Here is a 16,838-nt window from a genome sequence, read left to right on the forward strand (position 1 = left end):
CCAGTCGGCACACCTCATCAGGCACTTCACCCCGGACTAGCCGAATCGAGCCTCACATGACTACAGCGAGCGTTGCTGAAGGGCCTGCCCCCAAGCGGCTGATCGTCGTCGGAAGCGGAATTGCAGGACTGTACTCCGCGCTGCTTGCCGCGGAAGCCGGCGCGGAAGTGGTATTGCTGACCAAGGGTGCGCTCGCGGACAGTAACACGAACTACGCCCAGGGTGGGATCTCCGCCGTGCTGGACGAGCCAGCCCCCGGTGACACGGTGGCTGCGCACATCGCCGACACCCTCAAAGCAGGGGCAGGCCACTGCAACGAAGAAGCAGTACGGGTGTTGTGCGCCGAGGCGCGGCTGGACATCGCCGGGCTTGGACGGTTCGGCGTGCGGTTCGACCTCGACGACGACGGCAACCCCGCCTTGGGTCTCGAAGCCGCCCACTCGGCTCCGCGTATCCTGCACACCGGCGGCGACGCCACCGGCGCCGGAGTGGCCGCGGCGCTGATCAGGACAGTACTGGACTTCCAAGCCGCAGGCAAAATCCAGGTGATCGGACACGCCCAAGTGACATCGCTCTTGCTGGGCGGACAGCAGGGTGGCCGCGTGCTGGGAGCCAATTTCCTCCACGACGGACATCACCTCGGCGTCCACGGCGACTCCGTCCTCCTCGCCACGGGCGGAGCCGGGCAGCTTTTCGCCCAAACCACCAACCCCCCCGTTGCCACAGCAGATGGTTTGGCGCTCGCATGGCGCGTTGGAGCCGCCGTTGCAGACCTTGAGTTCTTCCAGTTCCACCCAACATGCATGGTGCTCCCCGCTGCGGCCCTCGAAGCTGAAGGCAACACTGACCCGCTCCTGATCTCCGAAGCCGTGCGAGGCGAAGGTGCCATCCTCCTGGACGCCAACGGGCACCGCTTCATGCCCGACTACCACCCTGATGCTGAGCTTGCCCCCCGGGACGTCGTTTCCCGCAGCATCGCCCTGCACCTCGCAAAACTCGGCGACCCCAACGGCCACGTCTTCCTGGACGCCACCGTGATCGAGCAACGGCGAGGCAAGGGCTTCCTGGCCCGGCGCTTCCCCACCCTCAGCAAACGGACCCGCCAAGCCGGAGTCGACTGGACCCGGGAACTCGTTCCCGTAGCACCCGCCGCCCACTACTGGATGGGCGGTGTGGTCACCGACCTGTACGGCCGGACGTCGATTCCAGGGCTGCTGGCTGCCGGTGAGGTTGCCTGTACTGGTGTGCAGGGTGCCAACCGGTTGGCCAGCAACTCCCTGCTCGAAGGCCTGGTGTTCGGGCGGCGGGCTGTTGAGGCGTTCCTCGCTGGTGATCGCGACTCTGGTGACCGCGACTCTGGTGACCGCGACGCCGCAGGCCCCTTGGCGCCTGCGCTCGCGCCTCGTACCGGCGATCGCCTCGCAAGCTCGGCGGCCGGTTCGGGCGCTCACGCGACAACGGCGCTGTCGGGGCCTCCGGCGCCGCTGCTGGGTTCGGTCTTGGAAATGGATCCCGCGCCTGCTCCGGTTTCCTGGGAGTTTGAGTCTTTGCCGGGGCCGGGTGTTCGGGAGACGTCCTTTGGGCAGGCGGGGGTGTTTTCGCGGGGGGCTTTGCGGCGGTTGATGACTGCAAAGGCCGGGGTTTTGCGTAATGGCGGCCTGCTTCGAGAGGCTGGTGTCTCTTTGGCTTCTTGGGAGAGCGACGTCGTGCCTTTGGATGTTCCTGATTCCCTCGATGCCCGGGAGCATGAGGATTCCAATTTGCTGTTGGCGGCGCAGCTGCTCGTCCATGCGGCTCGGGAGCGGCGCGAATCGCTGGGGGCGCATTACCGCAGTGACAGCGTGACGGAACCCACCGCCGTCGACGACTTTGACAAGCGATACACCATGAGCCGGAAAGCGAGCCTCGTCCATGACTAACTTGACCCTCCCCGCAGCCCCCGTCCGGGACATCCTGGAACGGGCTTTCGCGGAGGACGCACCCAGCGGCGACATCACCTCGCAACTACTGATCCCCGCCGATGCCCGGGCGACCGCCGTGCTGAACGCGCGCGTCCCCGGAGTCTTCAGCGGCGGTACCGTTTTCCGCGACGCCATGAAGCTCGTGGACCCGGATACCGAGGTGGAGCTGCTGCTCGCCGACGGTGAAGCCTTCGACGCCGGAACCCACCTCGCGCGGGTCAGTGGCAGGGCCCGCTCAGTGCTGCTTGCCGAAAGGGTGGGCCTGAACCTGGTGCAGCGGATGAGCGCCATTGCCACCAAGACCGCAGAATTCGTAAAGCTCGTGGAAGGGACGCGTGCGCGGATCACCGATACCCGCAAGACCACGCCCGGCCTCCGTGTCCTGGAACGTTACGCCGTGCGTTGTGGTGGGGGAGCGAACCACCGCTACAGCCTTTCCGACGCCGTGCTGGCCAAGGACAACCACTTGGCCGTCATGACCGGAGGCGACTCCAGCAAGCTCACCGAACTGCTGGTTGCCGCCAAGGCGCAGCTCGGCCACACAACCCACTTTGAGGTTGAAGTGGACCGGGCCGAGCAGATCGAACCCGTGCTGGCGGCCGGTGTGGACACCATCATGCTGGACAACTTCTCGATTGAGGGGCTACGGGCCGGAGTCAAGCAGGTGGACGGGCGGGCCATCGTGGAAGCCAGCGGCAACGTGAACGTCAACACCGTCACCGAAATTGCTTCGGCGGGCGTGGACGTCATCTCCATCGGCGGCCTGACCCACAGCGTGACCGCGCTCGATCTCGGTCTCGACATCGAACTCAAACCGACACAGGACTGAAGGCGCCACCGCCATGATCTTCCTCGACGCCGCAGCCACCACTCCAGTTCGCCGTGAGGCCCTTGAGGCCATGTGGCCGTACTTGAGCGGCGAGTTCGGCAATCCCTCCAGCCACCACAGCCTGGGCGAATCGGCAGCAGCTGCGCTCGCTCAGGCCCGTTCGGGCGTCGCGAAGGCCCTGAATTGCCGTGGCGGCGAGGTGACCTTCACCTCCGGAGGCACGGAAGCGGACAACCTTGCCGTCAAAGGCATCGCGTTAGCCAGACAAGCGGCTGATCCTTCGCTTAACCGCGTGGTCATCAGCGCGATCGAACATCCCGCCGTTGAAGAGTCGGCCCGCTACCTGGAGCGAGTGCACGGGTTCGCCGTGGACGTGCTGCCGGTCGATGGAGAGGGCTTGGTCTCAATTGACGGTCTCCGGGCCGTGATAAAGCCCGAAACAGCCTTGGTAAGCATCATGTACGCGAACAATGAGATCGGAACCATCCAGCCGATTGCTGCCTTAGCGACGGTGTCACGGGAGCACGGCGTGCCCTTCCATACTGACGCGGTGCAGGCCGCAGGATGGTTGCCGCTGGACGTCAAAGCGCTTGGCGTCGATGCACTGAGTATTTCCGGACACAAACTTGGTGCGCCCAAGGGGTCCGGTGTGCTGTTCACCAAGGGGCGCTTGCGCGTTGAACCACTGGTCCATGGCGGAGGGCAGGAGCGGGGGAAGCGCTCCGGAACGGAGAACGTTGCAGGAGCGGTGGCGTTGTCCACGGCCCTGACGCTGGCCCACGCGGAGGAGCCGGAGGAAGCTTCACGAGTTGCGGCGCTGCGGGAGTGGTTCATAGGCGACATCCTCGCTACCGTGCCGGATGCCATGCTCACCGGCCACCGAAGGCAACGCCTGCCCTCAGTGGCGTCCTTCTGCTTCCCTGGTACCAGCGGGGAATCGGTACTGCTGGAACTCGAACGGCTCGGCGTGATGTGTTCCAGTGGCTCGGCATGCGCTGCCGGATCTGACGCGCCGTCGCCGGTGCTGGTTGCCTTGGGCATTGCCACGGAAACGGCCCAGACAGCTGTTCGTTTTAGCTTCACCTCCAGCGTCACCGTCGCCGAACTGGAACAAGCCGCCGCAGCCGTGGGAACCGCCGTCGGGCGTGTCCGAAACCTGGCGTCCCCGCAGCCTGGCTAGCTACACGTGCCGTGCGCGCCGGAATATCCAGTGGCGCAGCAGGGTAAACCGGACGGCTGTAGCGACGAACCCGGACAAGGTAGTGGTCCAGAGCTCCTCAGTGACCGTGGCGTCGGGTCGGAAAACATGCAGCACGCCCAGGCTGCCGCCCGTAATGATCAAGGCTATGGCGATGACGATCACACCACTCAGGTGATCCTTGGTGCGTTTCTTCTTGCCCGTGATCTTGAACGTCAATCGGCGGTTCAAAGCGGTGTTCATCAGCGAAGTGATAATCAGGGCGATCGCGTTGGCCAGTTGGGGATCGATCCAAGGACGTAGCAACGCGTAGATCGCCAGCGAACTCGCCGTGCACACAACTCCGACACCCGTGAAACGCAGCAATTGCCGCATCACGGGATATTTGAGGACCACGCGGTGCCGTTTGCGTGGGAGTTTCGGGGAGGGAGACGGGCGCAGCTCAGTGGCGTCCGCGGCTGTCTCCATGCCATTAAGCCTGACACATTACGCGGGGAGTTCCTCCCAGGATGCGCTGGCGACGGGGTTCTGAAGCTCGCCGATGCCTTCCACACGGCACACTACGGTATCGCCGGGCTGGATTCGCGCACACTCGGCTGGGAACCCCGTGAGCACAAGATCGCCGGGCCGGAGTGTCATGAACGAGGTCAAATAGACCATGATCTCGTCCACTTTCCAGCCGAGGTCAGCGGAACTCGCTGTGCTGAGGGCGTTGCCGTTGTGGACGATTCCGATCTCCAAGTCCGAATCATTCAGGTCCGTGACCATCCACGGACCTGCGGGTGTGAACGTGTCCTGGCTTTTGGCGCTGATCCAGAGTTCGTCGGTCTTCTGGAGGTCACGGGCGGAGACGTCGTTGCCGATGGTGAATCCGAGAATTGCCGACCTCGCCGTTTCGAGGGTCAAGCCTCGCGCTGCACGGCCGACGACGACGGTCAGTTCAGCTTCCGGGTCTACATAACCCACGGTAGAGCTCAGTTGGATTGCTTCGCCGGGTCCAATAACGCTGGACGCGGCTTTGTGGAAGGCTTGCGGCGGCAGGTCCCGGCCAGGCTGCCCGGTGTTGTGGGCCATGCCGAAGACATTGACCGGCACGGATGGAGCCAAAAAGGTAAAGGAGTCCTGGTTGACTAAGGCGCCTGTCTCCCAGCCCCTGCGAGCGGGACTGCCGGTGTTAGCCCGTGAACTTGGAAAGGGCGAGTCGATGATAGTCCATTCCTTGCCTGCATCAGCTGCGAAGTCCTCAGCATCATTCGCCACGAAGAATTGCTCGTCCGTTGACTGGGGCGAGGTGGGGCGCACGCGGGCGATGCGACGAGGCAGGGACGAGGTCATGATGACATCCTACGTCCTCCCACGGGTTGTGAGGCCCGCTTTACGCCCTAAGACCCGTCCCTAGCGCGCAGAGCAGGCCTCGCAACGCGTCAGGCGAGCGGGGCCGATCCGAACGCCACACTGAACCTGTCGCACCAAAGGACCACGGACGTCAGGCCCGCCACGTCGGTTCCTGCCGGGATGACGTAGTTGTGGTTGCCATGAGTTGCTTTGATGGCTCCCAGGTCCACATAGCGTCCTGAACGGTACTTGAACCAGTCGCCACCGGCTTCCAAACTGCTCAGCCACACTTTTACATCAGGTCCGTCGCTGCTTGCCAGATTCTCCACGCGGAGCAGATGGCTTCCATCCGGGAGCTTCAGCAACTGGGCCGTGCCAGTGGTCTCATGTTCCTGGGACTGGAAGGTGCCCGAGCGGACAATCACCGGTCCTCGGGGTGTGGGTGCTAAGGGTGCCGGGGCTTCCACCGCTGCGGCCGCACCCTCAGGAGACACGCTCGCCGAAGCTGGAGCAACTGGCAACCCTTCGTTGAGGCTGCTGCTGGTGAAGAGCCGCCACGGCTGGAACAGGGAGGCCCCGACCACTACGAGTGAAAGGACCACTACCCCTGCCACAGCCGCAAGTATCCTGTGTTCCCGGATCAGTCTCCGGATTCGGTTCATGGTCCAAGGCTAGGCTTCGAGGGGACGCCGTGGGGGCTCCAATGCTTACCGTCTGCTTACCTGTACAGCTCGCCCACGGGCACTTCCCCGGACAACCTATTGGCTGGGCCTGCCAGCGGGCACGCCCACGCTTCGTTGTAGGCGCATGACGGGTTGTACGCAAAGTTGAAATCAAGGACAAATTCCCGCTCCATGCCGATGTCCCGTGTCCCGTGGAAGGAGCCCTTGACCGTGTCCAGAAGATATCTTCCGGCACCGTAGCTTCCACCGTCCCTGCCGGCCGTCGCGTCGCGGAATGGCACGAAGATTCCGCCACCGTAGCTGCGTAACCGCCAAGCCGCCAGCGAACCGAGTCCGGGCAGCTCAAACGTTCCGAGGCGTACAAACGGCACTACGCCGTCAGTACCGGTCTCCACATTCATTTCCTGCCCGGCGCCTTCCGGCGACAATGCGGCGAACATTCTGTACGCGGGATCATAATCGGCCGTGCGTAACCCGGAAAAAGAGGCCTTCATACCCTCAGTCAGGGCGGACGCAGGATGAGTGGCGAACATCAGGTCCCTCTCCTGACGCCAGAAAACGTGAGCGTCGAACGGGTTGGTGGCTGCCAGCTGACGCACTTTGTCGTAGAGAGCGAACGTCCGCAGGCGCCAGTCAGCTACATCTACGGCGGACACGGTAGGGAGGATGTCCTCGAAATCATTGTGCTGTTCGGGAGCCATACCCTCAGCCTAGTCCTGTGCGTGTCGCGGTATCGGCGCCGCTAGGCTGTGCTCATGAAGGGCATCCTGAACCTGCACTGCATTCCGATGCGGCTCGCTGCGTTGGCGCTGGCGGGGTCCGTACTCACAGCCACAGCAGCCTGCTCCGCCGAAAACAAAGGCCCCCAAGTCACGTCGACGGCCGGCTCCCAGCCCAACAGTTCGGAATCGGGCACGGGAACCCCGGAAAGCACGACGCCGGCAACGGCCTCAGCGGCTGGCTCGCCGTCCGCAACACCCGGCCCAGGCGAAAGATCCACGACGAGTGCTTCAGCCAGCTCCGGACCAACGCCGGCGGCAACTGCGGTTTCCTGGAAAACCTACACGGACTCCGCCAAAACCGTCAGCTTCGAGCTGCCGCAGGAGTGGATTGCCCAGTCGGTAACGCCGGATGCCGGGTCGCTGGGCCAGGCCGTGAAAGTGGAGGTCAAGGATGGTGAAGGGCGCTATATCGCTACCCTCCAAACGGGACTTCCACCGGCGGCGCCTCTTGCTTGCCCTGCCGGGCAGCCGCGTCCCTATGTGGTGATCAGCAGCGTGCCCTTGGACGTCCCCCAGTCCGACGGCCCGGACACTATTGATCCGCGAGTGGTTTTCCGCGTGATCCAGGGATATAAGTTCTTCGGCTCCTATGGCATTACCAACATGGTGGCGGGTAAGGACGGGCAATCCTGCGAACTCAGGAACAGGGTTCAGGGCCCGGCTGGAAAGGGAGACATTTCCTTCGGGGATGTCCCGGAAATCCACGCCTTCGCCGCTGATGAGAAGGTGGCGCCAGCCAAGGCGTTCGACACTCTGGACCTGGCCGCGAAGTACGTGGTCCATGGTTCTGAATTCGCCAATGTCCAGCGGATGCTACTGTCTCTGAAGGTCAATCTGTAGTCCTGCGATTGGCTGGTACACCATACGGCGGCATGGGGGCTGCCCGCCGCAACCCACCCGGAGATCAATGGAACGCAACGTTGCTGCCTCGCTTGTTTTCAAGACTGTGGCCAACACGAAGGTGGCCATGGCCATTGCCGTGGCCAGCAACCCCGGTTACGACTCAGTGACTGAAAACCTGTCCATCACCGTCGCAGGTGTTGAGGTTCCCTTTGCTGAACTGAGCGACCATCATGGTGGCCGATTCCACTACCTGGAGTTCACCGAGCCGAGTGAGGTGACGGTGGATTACCGGGCCACTGTTCACGGCTTTGCCACGCCCGTTACGTCGAGCCCCATGGAACTCATCCGATACGTCAGGCCCAGCCGGTATGCCGAGTCGGACAGGCTGCTGCCCACGTCCTACGCCGAATTCAGCAGCCTGCAGGGAGCCGAACTGCTCCAAGCCGTGCGCAACTGGGTGCATGGGGAACTCCGCTACGTCAGCGGTTCGTCGCGGGGAACTGACGGCGCCGTGGAAACCCTGCTTCACCGGAAAGGCGTGTGCCGCGACTTTGCCCACCTTGCCATTGCGCTGCTGAGGTCAAAGGATGTGCCCGCACGCCTTGCTGCCGTATACGCGCCGGGCCTGAGTCCCATGGACTTCCACGCCGTGGCTGAGGCCTACATTGACGGTGGGTGGCAGATCATTGACCCCACTGGCTTGGCGCCCCGCGAATCAATGCTTCGCATCACTGCCGGACGCGACTCCTCGGACACAGCATTCCTGTCCACGGTGGGCGGCAGCTTGTCCCTGAAGACCCTCAAGGTCAGCGCCTCGATCAATGGCGAGCTCCCGGTGGAAGATCCCCGGGAGCTCGTCAGCCTGCGTTAGTGTCCCGCCACTGAGGCGCGGAGCTTCTCCGTCAGGCGCAACAGCTCGCGCTGCTCCTCGGCGGTGAGCGCCGGCGCCACCAAATGGGCGATGTCGCGCACGTGTTCGCGGCCGATGGTCTTTTGAAGCTCGCGGCCCGCTTCGGTGAGTGACAGAAGGACTCCACGGCCGTCGTCGGGCGCTATTGTGCGCTCCACCAAACCGCGCTTCTCCAAACGGTCCACCAAGCGACTCAAGCTGGACTGGCTCAGCAACACTTTGTCGTTGATTTCATTCAAGCGGAGTTGGCCCGAGGGGCACCTGGACAGCGTGAACAGGACGTCGTATTCCTTGACCGGAAGGGCCTTGAACGCCGGCCCGGACTGCAACTTCCGCATCACCGCCACCTGGGAGCGGAACAACGACTCCCAGGTTTCGGCGGCGAGGCGGACGGCGGAGGACGCCGACGGGCTGGACATCAGGCGTCCTGCCCCGCGGCACCGGCTGCTGCGGATTCGCTGACCTTGGCCTCCAGTGCTGCGGCAACTCGCGAAGCGTGTGTCGGAGCGTCCGGGACATGGGCGGGCTTCATGGCAGCGTATTCCTTGCGCAGGACAGGAAGGACTTCCTCGCCGAAGAGATCCAGTTGCTCCAGCACTGTCTTCAGTGGAAGGCCGGCGTGGTCGATCAAGAACAGCTGGCGCTGGTAGTCACCGAAAGCCTCGCGGAACGTCAGTGTCTTTTCGATGACTTCCTGGGGGCTGCCCACGGTCAGGGGCGTCTGCGATGTGAAGTCCTCCAGCGACGGTCCGTGCCCGTATACCGGTGCATTGTCGAAGTACGGGCGGAATTCCTTCACGGCATCCTGCGAGTTCTTCCTCATGAAGAACTGGCCACCCAAGCCAACAATGGCCTGGTCCGCCTTGCCGTGTCCGTAGTGCTCATAGCGCTCACGGTAAAGGCCGATCAGCTGCTGGTAGTGCTCCTTGGGCCAGAAAATGTTGTTGGCGAAGAAGCCGTCGCCATAGTACGCGGCGACCTCAGCGATCTGCGGCGTGCGGATGGAGCCGTGCCATACGAAGGGGGCAACGTCGTCGAGCGGCCGCGGGGTGGACGTGAAGTTCTGCAGCGGTGTGCGGAACTTGCCTGACCAGTTGACCGTATCCTCGTCCCACAGCTTACGGAGCAGGCTGTAGTTCTCGATCGCGAGTTCGATGCCGTCCTGGATGTTCTTGCCGAACCACGGGTACACCGGCGCCGTGTTGCCGCGACCCAGGACGAGGTCCACGCGGCCATCGGAGAGGTGCTGGAGCATGGCGAAGTCTTCGGCGATCTTGACCGGATCATTGGTGGTGATCAGCGTGGTGGCGGTTGAGAGCGTGATGCGTTCGGTCTGGGCTGCGATGTAGGCCAGCGTGGTGGTGGGGGAGGAGGAGAAGAAGGGCCGGTTGTGGTGCTCGCCGAGGGCGTAGACATCCATGCCGATTTCTTCGACCTTCTTGGCGATGGCAACGGACGCCTTGATGCGTTCGTTCTCCGTGGGCGTGCGGCCCGTGGTGGGGTCAGTGGTGATGTCGCTGACGCTGAATACGCCGATCTGCATGATGTGCCTTTCTCCCTGCCCGAGGTCCCGGGCTCTGTAAACAGTGTATCTCAAACTAGATGCATTTGCATGTATCGACATCTGTAACAGGGCAGGACCGGGAATTGTTCCCGGCCCTGCCTATCTATGGAAAGTCTGTTGCTAAGTGCGCTACTCCGCGGGATTGTGCGCCGCGCGGCGCCCAGTAACGCGGGGAATCATCCCTGTGGTCCAGTCCTGGAACTCGTCCGCTCCGCCGGGGCCGCCGGCGCCGTCGTCAGGTTCCGGCGTCGGTTTGTCCTGCAAGTCCTTCAGCAACTGCTTCTTCTCCCGGCGCCCCTCCACCAACTTGTAAAGCACGGGGACGAGGACCAGCGTGAGTGCGGTGGAGGAGACCAGGCCGCCGATGACTACGATCGCAAGCGGCTGCGAGATGAACCCGCCGCCACCCGTAAGGCCCAGGGCCATGGGAGTCAGCGCGAACACCGTGGCCAACGCTGTCATGAGGATGGGACGGAGGCGCTGGCGTGCGCCGTGCGTAATGGCGTCGGCAACGTTCATGCCCGGCCTGCCATCATGGGGCTTGCGGTACTGGTTGATGAGGTCGATGAGCACAATGGCATTGGTGACAACGATGCCCACCAGCATCAGCATGCCGATCAGCGAAGGCAGTCCCAGCGGAACGCCTGTCACCAACAGAAGACCCACGGCGCCGGTTGCCGCGAAGGGTACAGAGACCAATAGGATGAGCGGCTGCACGAGCGACTTGAAAGCGGCCACCATGATCACGTAGACGATCGCGATGGCGGCCAGGAGAGCCAGCCCGAGCTGCCGGAAGGACTCAGCCTGCTGCGTGGTGGCTCCGCCGATGGTGGCCGTGACCCCGGCCGGCAGCTCAACGGATGCGAGCCGCTCCTGGACCGCGGTGCTGACGCTGCCCAGGTTGGAGCCCGACGGCGTCACGGTCACCCGCGCGGTCCGCTGGCCATTGCTGCTGGTGATGGACACCGGGGTGTCAACCTGCTCGACGGCGGCGATCGTCTCCAGTGCGACGCCACCGCGAGTCGTCGGGAGCTGAAGCGCGCGCACCGCGGCAATGCTGGTGAAACGCGTTCCCTCGCCGATTTGAACCGGGTAGTCGTTGGTTTCGATCCTGACTGTACCGGCTGGGACAGGGCTGACCGTTGATGCCAGGAAGGCACCTACCTGTTCTTCGGTCAGGCCTGCCGCTACAGCCTTGGCGCGGTCAACGCGGACTTGGACCACCGACTGCTTGGAAGCAAGGTTCGTGGCGACTTCGGAGCTGCCAGGGACGCCTTCCATGGCCTTCACCATGGCATCGCTCGCTGTCTGCAGGTCTGTGGAGTTCGAGGCCCTGATGGTGATGTCCACCGTGGAGGACGTACCGAATCCGCCTTGCTGGGATCCTACCGTGACTTTCCCGGCAGCCCCTTCCAGCTTGGCGCGTACCTCGTCCTGGAGTTTGGTTTGGTTCACTTTCTCGTCGGTGACAATGGTGAAAGTCGAGTTGGACGAACCAGTTGACGTTAGGGCGGCGAAGCCCGTCTGGGCATTTCCGGAGGTGACCTGCACGTCCTTAATACCTTCAACGGCCTGGAGGGAGTCCTCAATCTTTGAGGCTTCATCGCTGGTGGCCTGCAGGCTGGTGCCGGTCGGAAGGACTTGGCGTACCGTCATGCTGTTCTCGCCGGAGCGGCCCAGCAGGTCGGTGGCCAGAAGTGGCGAGACGGCGATGGTTGCCACCAGCACCAGCGCTGCTGCGGACAACGTGATGACCGGGTGTTTTTGCGTCTTCGCGAGAATGGGAAGGTAGCCGCGCTGGAGACGACTCCGCTGTTCCGCCTCGCGAGCCTTTTCGGCTGCTTCTCTGGCTGATGGTTGTGCCTCAGCGCCCTTGCGATGGGAGGACAGGAACCAGTACGCCAGGACGGGAACAATCGTCAGGGAAACCAGCAGTGAGGACAACAGGGCGATGGTCACAGTCAGGGCGAAGGGACGGAACAGCTCACCGGCAAGGTCGCCCACGAAAGCGATGGGGAGGAACACGGCCACAGTGGTCAGGGTGGAAGCCGTGATGGCCGCGGCGACCTCCCGAATGGACGTCAGGATGGCTGTCAGCTTGTGTTCGCCGTAGCTGAGATGCCGCTTGATGTTCTCGATCACCACGATGGAATCGTCAACTACACGCCCGATGGCAATGGTGAGGGCACCCAAGGTCAGGATGTTCAGTGAATAGCCTGTGGCGGAGATGCCGATGAAAGTGATCAGCAGCGACAGCGGGATGGAGACGGCCGTGACCAAAGTGGAGCGTACGGACATCAGGAACACCAGGATAACGGCCACCGCAAAGCCCAGGCCAAGGAGCCCTTCCGTGGTGAGGTCTTTGATGGACTTCTCAATGAATGGTGCTTGGTCGAAGACCGGCGTGAAGGCCGCGTTATTACCGAGTTCGTCTTCCATAGGTCCGACGGCGTCCCGCACTGCATGCGAAATCGCGACGGTATCGCCCTCAGGCTTCTTCGTGACGGACAGCGCCAGAGTGGGCTTGCCGTTGGTACGCGTGATGGAGGTAGGGGCGTCGTCCTCGATTCTGACGTCGGCCACGGCCCCGATGGTTGCAGAACTCTTTGCGCCAGCCAAAGGAAGTCCCTTGATGATGTCCAGGGAATCCACGGGGCTGCCCAGCTGGAGGGACAAAGTCTTGCCCTGATCCTCGATGGTGCCGACAGGAACCAAGGCTCCGTTGTTCTTCAGCGTATTGCTGATGGACTGGACAGAAGTCCCGGTGGTGGCAAGATCCGCGGGACGGGGCTGGATCAGGATGTGCTGGCTGGAGCCGCCGGTCACGTCGGCGCCGCGGACACCGTCGATCTTCTGCAACCGAGGAACGCTGAGTCGCAGGAGATCAGCGTTGAGCTCGCTCAGCGGTTTGTCCGATGAGACCGCCAAATAGACGATCGGGAAGTCGCTGATGTTGCCGGCGATGGACTGGGGTTCGACGTCGGCCGGCAGCACCCGCTTGGCGTTGGAAATCGCCCGGTCAATCTGGTTGCGTGCCCGGTCCAGGTTGGAGCCGTACGTGAACACCATGGTGATCTGGGAAACGCCGTTGCGGGACGTAGATGTGGTGGACTCAAGCCCCTCGACGCTATTCAGCGCTGTTTCCAGCGGCTGGCTCAACTGCTTGTCCACAACCTCCGGAGAGGCTCCCGGCATGGACGTCACAACGGTGATCTGCGGAAACTCGATGGAGGGAATGAGTTCCTGCTTGAGTGACCCCATGGTGATCACGCCGAACACCGCCGCAAAGACGGTGATCAGCGCGATCAGGGCCCGGTTTCCCAGGGACAGTTTGGCCAAGCGGAACATTGCATTGACTCCTGCGGTCTACGTAACGATTCGGCTGACGGGAACCGGCCGCAGCCCCGGGTGTGGCCTAGCTTTGGACGGCGTTGGCCACTTCCAATTGCAGGGACCTGGCGGTGCTGGCTTCCAACTCGGCAGCCAGGTCGGCGTTCTCGTTGAGCTTGACGCCGTAGCCCGGCATCATGTCCTTGAGCTTGGACTGCCAACCCTTGAAGTTCTTGGGGAAGGACTTCTGCAGCAGTTCGATCATGATGGGCACGGCAGTGGATGCGCCCGGAGAAGCGCCGAGCAGCGCGCCGATGGAACCATCGCGGGAAGCAATGACCTCCGTGCCGAACTGGAGGACGCCACCCTTCTGCGGGTGCTTCTTGATGATCTGAACGCGCTGGCCAGCCGTGATCAACTCCCAATTGCCGCCGGCTGCCTCGGGGTAGTACTCGCGCAGGGCTTCCACCTTGGCCTCGTGCCGCTTGGCAACCTCCTTGATGAGGTAGGCGGTGAGGTCCATATTGTCCTTGGCCACGGCCAGCATGGGGATGATATTTCCCGGACGGATGGACAGCGGGAGGTCCAGGTAGCTGGAGGTCTTCAGGAAGTTGGTGGAGAAACCGGCGTACGGGCCGAAGAGGAGGGAGCGCTTGCCGTCTACGTAGCGGGTGTCCAGGTGGGGGACGGACATGGGCGGCGCGCCGACGGAAGCCTGACCGTAGACTTTGGCGCTGTGCTGCGACGTAATGGCGTCGTCCGTGCAGCGGAAGAACTGGCCGGAGACCGGGAACCCGCCGTAGCCCTTGCTTTCAGGAATGCCGGAGGCCTGAAGCAGGTGGAGCGCACCGCCGCCGGCTCCAACGAAGACGAACTTCGCGTGGATGCGGCCGTGCTCGCCCGATTTGGGGTGCTTGATGGAGAGGTCCCAGCCGCCGCCTGCTGCGCGGTGGATGTTGGTGACGTCGTGCCCGTAGTTGACCTCGGCGCCGCTGCTTTGCAGGTAGCCGGTCAGTTCACGGGTCAGGGCGCCGAAATCGACGTCGGTGCCTTCGGCTGCGCGGGTTGCGGCAACGCGCTGCTTGCGGTCGCGGCCCTTGACGATCAACGGAGCCCACTTGGCAATCTGGTCTTGGTCCTCGGTGTACTCCATGCTGCGGAACAGCGTGTTGGGCTTAAGGGCCTCGTACCGGGTCTTGAGGAAGTTCGCGTGGTCATCGCCAATGACGAAGCTCATGTGAGGAACGGTGTTGATGAAGCCCTTGGGTGATCCAATGACCTTGCTGTCCACCAGGTGGGACCAGAACTGCCGTGAGAGTTGGAACTGTTCGTTGATGTGCAAGGCCTTGGACGGGTCTACGGAACCGTCCTTGGCTGCCGGCGAGTAGTTGAGCTCACACAGCGCGGCATGTCCGGTGCCGGCGTTGTTCCATGGCCCGGAGCTCTCGAGCCCTGCTTCGTCGAGTCGTTCGAACAGGGAGATGGTCCAGGTGGGTTCAAGTTGCTTGATGAACGCACCGAGGGTGGCACTCATGATTCCACCGCCAATAAGGACGACGTCGGCATGTTGAGTCTTGGAAATGAAGGTCACGATCAATCTCCGTTAGCGGCGGCACTGGCTGTCACAGAATATCCCCGCGCAGACTCAATACTGAAATTGCGGGTAATCGTCAAGGCTTTAGGCGGACGTTTGTGAAAACTTCGTTGAGGACGGGGGAAGCCGGGTAGCTTTCCACCCTGTTGGACAGCGCCAGCGCCGAGATGGGGAAGGCAATGGGCACAGCCGGTACCGACGCCGCGATCTCTGCGTTGATGGCCTGATACTGGGCGTTGCGGTCGTCTCCTTCCGGCATGGCCCGTGCGCGTTCTATCTTGTGGAAGACTTCCGAGTCGGCGTATCCGAACTCGGCGCGGGTTTCCCCGAACAGTGGTCCAAGGAAGTTGTCCGCGTCCGCGTAAGAGCCGTTCCAGCCGAGCAGGTGCAAGCCACGATCCCCTGCAGACTGGACCCTTTGGAGGTAGCCGTCTTCCCAATCGATAGGCACCGGTTTGATGGTGAATCCGACAGCGACGAGCTGGCGGCTGATCTCGGCGTAGATCTTTTCCGGGGTGGGCATATAGGCGCGAGTGGCGTTGAGCGGGTAGTAGAACTTCAGCTCTTCGCCCTTGTAACCCGCCTTCTTCAATAGCTCTTTTGCTTTCTCCGGGTTGTAACCCAGGGAAGGGGCGTTGTTGTTGAAGCCACTGAGCTTGGGCGGCACGAACTGTGACGCCTGCGCTGTGTTGTCGATGAAGAATTTGCGGATCAGTGTTTCTTTGTCGATCGCCATTTCAATCGCTTGGCGGACCTCAGGCTTTTCCAAGGGGGCAACAGCCTGGTTGATGCCGAGGTACATCACCGAGAACGGGTCGCGCTGGATGATCTGGACGCCCTTTTTGACCAACTGGTCAAAGGTCCCGGAAGTCACCAGGTCATAGGCATCGATCTTGCCGTCCAGCAGGGCCTGCTGGCGCGTTTCCGCGCGATCGTAGGGGATGAAGTTGATGGTTGCTATCTGGCCCTTGTTGCCCCAATAGGCGTCGTAGCTGGACAGGGTCACCTTCTTCTCGTCCCACCCGCTGAACTCATACGGGCCAGTTCCCACGGGATGCCCTGCGTAGCTGGACACGGCTTGGCCATTCCGGATCTGGTTCAGGACGTTGGCTTGCTGTGCTTCCAGAGCTGCCGGGGAAGATATTGCGAAGGCCGGCAGTGTCAATGCCTGAAGGAATCCGGTGAAGGGGCGCGTCAGATTGATCTGGACGTCGCTGGCCGAGACCACTTTGCAGTTTTTGAAGATGGAGAACACTGGCTGGTCCGAATAAGCCTTGAAAACGCTTTGGAACGAAATCCCGGGCGCTTGCTTTCGGAGGTCCTCGGGGAAAGTAAACCAGCGGTTGAAGTTGGCGCAAACAGCTGCCGCGTCCAGTGGAGTACCGTCGTGAAAGGTCACGTTGGAGCGGAGGGTGAAGTCGTAGCTCAGCCCGTTGTTGCTGTCCTTCCACTCCGTGGCCAGGAGGGGAGTCGTCTGCCCTGTCTCGCCATCTACCCCCACGAGTCCTTCCAGGACCTGGCGGGTGACACGGTAGGACTCGGAATCCGCGGTCATGGCAGGATCGAGGCCCAAGGGCATGGACGCTGTGCCGAAATTGAATGTTGCCGAGGGCTCAACGGTGGCAGTGCTGCTGGCTGATGAAGATGGTGCGGGGCCTGGTGTTCCCGTGCACCCTGCCAGGCCCACAGCCACTACGGCAGCTCCGAACTGCATGCTTAGGCGCCGCATTTTGCTGCTTGCCACTCTTGTCCCCTCAAGCCGGTTGGAAGTGCTATGGCCGGCTTCGGCCAGACCGCATTCCAGTCTAG

Annotated in this window: 14 protein-coding genes; 5 read left to right on the forward strand and 9 right to left on the reverse strand. The window is 62.6% G+C overall.

Annotated elements, in window-relative coordinates:
- Window positions 1-56: 56 nt before the first annotated feature.
- From AC0J5Z_RS11270 to AC0J5Z_RS11280, 3 genes are read left to right on the forward strand one after another with little or no spacing between them, the layout of a single operon-like run.
- Window positions 57-1,919: an L-aspartate oxidase gene (locus tag AC0J5Z_RS11270; protein WP_475039429.1), complete on the forward strand. Its 1,863-nt coding sequence runs from the start codon at window positions 57-59 to the stop codon at window positions 1,917-1,919.
- Complete coding sequence (nadC, locus tag AC0J5Z_RS11275) at window positions 1,912-2,790, forward strand: carboxylating nicotinate-nucleotide diphosphorylase (RefSeq protein ID WP_475039431.1); 879 nt, start codon at window positions 1,912-1,914, stop codon at window positions 2,788-2,790. Before AC0J5Z_RS11270 ends, nadC begins: the two co-directional genes overlap by 8 nt.
- A 13-nt stretch (window positions 2,791-2,803) precedes the next feature.
- A complete protein-coding gene (locus AC0J5Z_RS11280; protein WP_475039433.1) occupies window positions 2,804-3,970 on the forward strand; it encodes a cysteine desulfurase family protein in 1,167 nt (388 codons plus the stop codon).
- On the opposite strand, the gene AC0J5Z_RS11285 is transcribed toward AC0J5Z_RS11280, so the two are convergent.
- The 4 genes from AC0J5Z_RS11285 to AC0J5Z_RS11300 form a co-directional block, all read right to left on the reverse strand.
- On the reverse strand, window positions 3,971-4,456 hold the full coding sequence (locus AC0J5Z_RS11285) for a GtrA family protein (RefSeq protein WP_475039435.1): 486 nt from the start codon (window positions 4,454-4,456) through the stop codon (window positions 3,971-3,973).
- An 18-nt stretch (window positions 4,457-4,474) separates the two neighbouring features.
- Window positions 4,475-5,323, reverse strand: a complete 849-nt coding sequence (locus AC0J5Z_RS11290; RefSeq protein WP_475039437.1) for a fumarylacetoacetate hydrolase family protein — start codon at window positions 5,321-5,323, stop codon at window positions 4,475-4,477.
- A gap of 89 nt (window positions 5,324-5,412) precedes the next feature.
- Window positions 5,413-5,985 (reverse strand): DM13 domain-containing protein, encoded by a 573-nt coding sequence (locus AC0J5Z_RS11295; RefSeq protein ID WP_475039439.1) that lies wholly within the window; start codon window positions 5,983-5,985, stop codon window positions 5,413-5,415.
- Between the two features lie 56 nt (window positions 5,986-6,041).
- Window positions 6,042-6,707, reverse strand: coding sequence for a DUF1684 domain-containing protein (locus AC0J5Z_RS11300; RefSeq protein WP_475039441.1), 666 nt, complete (start codon window positions 6,705-6,707; stop codon window positions 6,042-6,044).
- A 54-nt stretch (window positions 6,708-6,761) separates the two neighbouring features.
- Between AC0J5Z_RS11300 and AC0J5Z_RS11305 the strand changes: the two genes are divergently transcribed.
- Window positions 6,762-7,628, forward strand: coding sequence for a hypothetical protein (locus AC0J5Z_RS11305; RefSeq protein ID WP_475039443.1), 867 nt, complete (start codon window positions 6,762-6,764; stop codon window positions 7,626-7,628).
- A gap of 67 nt (window positions 7,629-7,695) precedes the next feature.
- The gene (locus AC0J5Z_RS11310; protein WP_475039445.1) at window positions 7,696-8,502 is read left to right on the forward strand and encodes a transglutaminase-like domain-containing protein; all 807 of its coding nucleotides are present in this window, start codon (window positions 7,696-7,698) and stop codon (window positions 8,500-8,502) included.
- Here the strand turns inward: AC0J5Z_RS11310 and AC0J5Z_RS11315 are convergent.
- From AC0J5Z_RS11315 to AC0J5Z_RS11335, 5 genes are all read right to left on the reverse strand, one after another.
- On the reverse strand, window positions 8,499-8,960 hold the full coding sequence (locus AC0J5Z_RS11315; RefSeq protein ID WP_475039450.1) for a MarR family winged helix-turn-helix transcriptional regulator: 462 nt from the start codon (window positions 8,958-8,960) through the stop codon (window positions 8,499-8,501). The two genes, AC0J5Z_RS11310 and AC0J5Z_RS11315, sit on opposite strands and share 4 nt — an antisense overlap.
- The gene (locus tag AC0J5Z_RS11320; protein WP_144649657.1) at window positions 8,960-10,084 is read right to left on the reverse strand and encodes an LLM class flavin-dependent oxidoreductase; all 1,125 of its coding nucleotides are present in this window, start codon (window positions 10,082-10,084) and stop codon (window positions 8,960-8,962) included. The genes AC0J5Z_RS11315 and AC0J5Z_RS11320 overlap by 1 nt, the downstream gene beginning before the upstream one ends.
- A 150-nt stretch (window positions 10,085-10,234) precedes the next feature.
- Entirely contained in the window at window positions 10,235-13,453 is a 3,219-nt protein-coding gene (locus AC0J5Z_RS11325; protein WP_475039452.1) for an efflux RND transporter permease subunit, read from the reverse strand.
- 67 nt (window positions 13,454-13,520) lie between these two features.
- Window positions 13,521-15,026: a malate:quinone oxidoreductase gene (locus AC0J5Z_RS11330; RefSeq protein ID WP_475039454.1), complete on the reverse strand. Its 1,506-nt coding sequence runs from the start codon at window positions 15,024-15,026 to the stop codon at window positions 13,521-13,523.
- Window positions 15,027-15,105: 79 nt separating this feature from the next.
- Window positions 15,106-16,773 carry an ABC transporter substrate-binding protein gene (locus AC0J5Z_RS11335; protein WP_475039457.1) on the reverse strand — a complete coding sequence of 556 codons (1,668 nt, stop codon included), beginning with the start codon at window positions 16,771-16,773 and terminating at the stop codon, window positions 15,106-15,108.
- Window positions 16,774-16,838: the final 65 nt, after the last annotated feature.

This window comes from Paenarthrobacter sp. TRD_SC_7 (assembly GCF_056156245.1).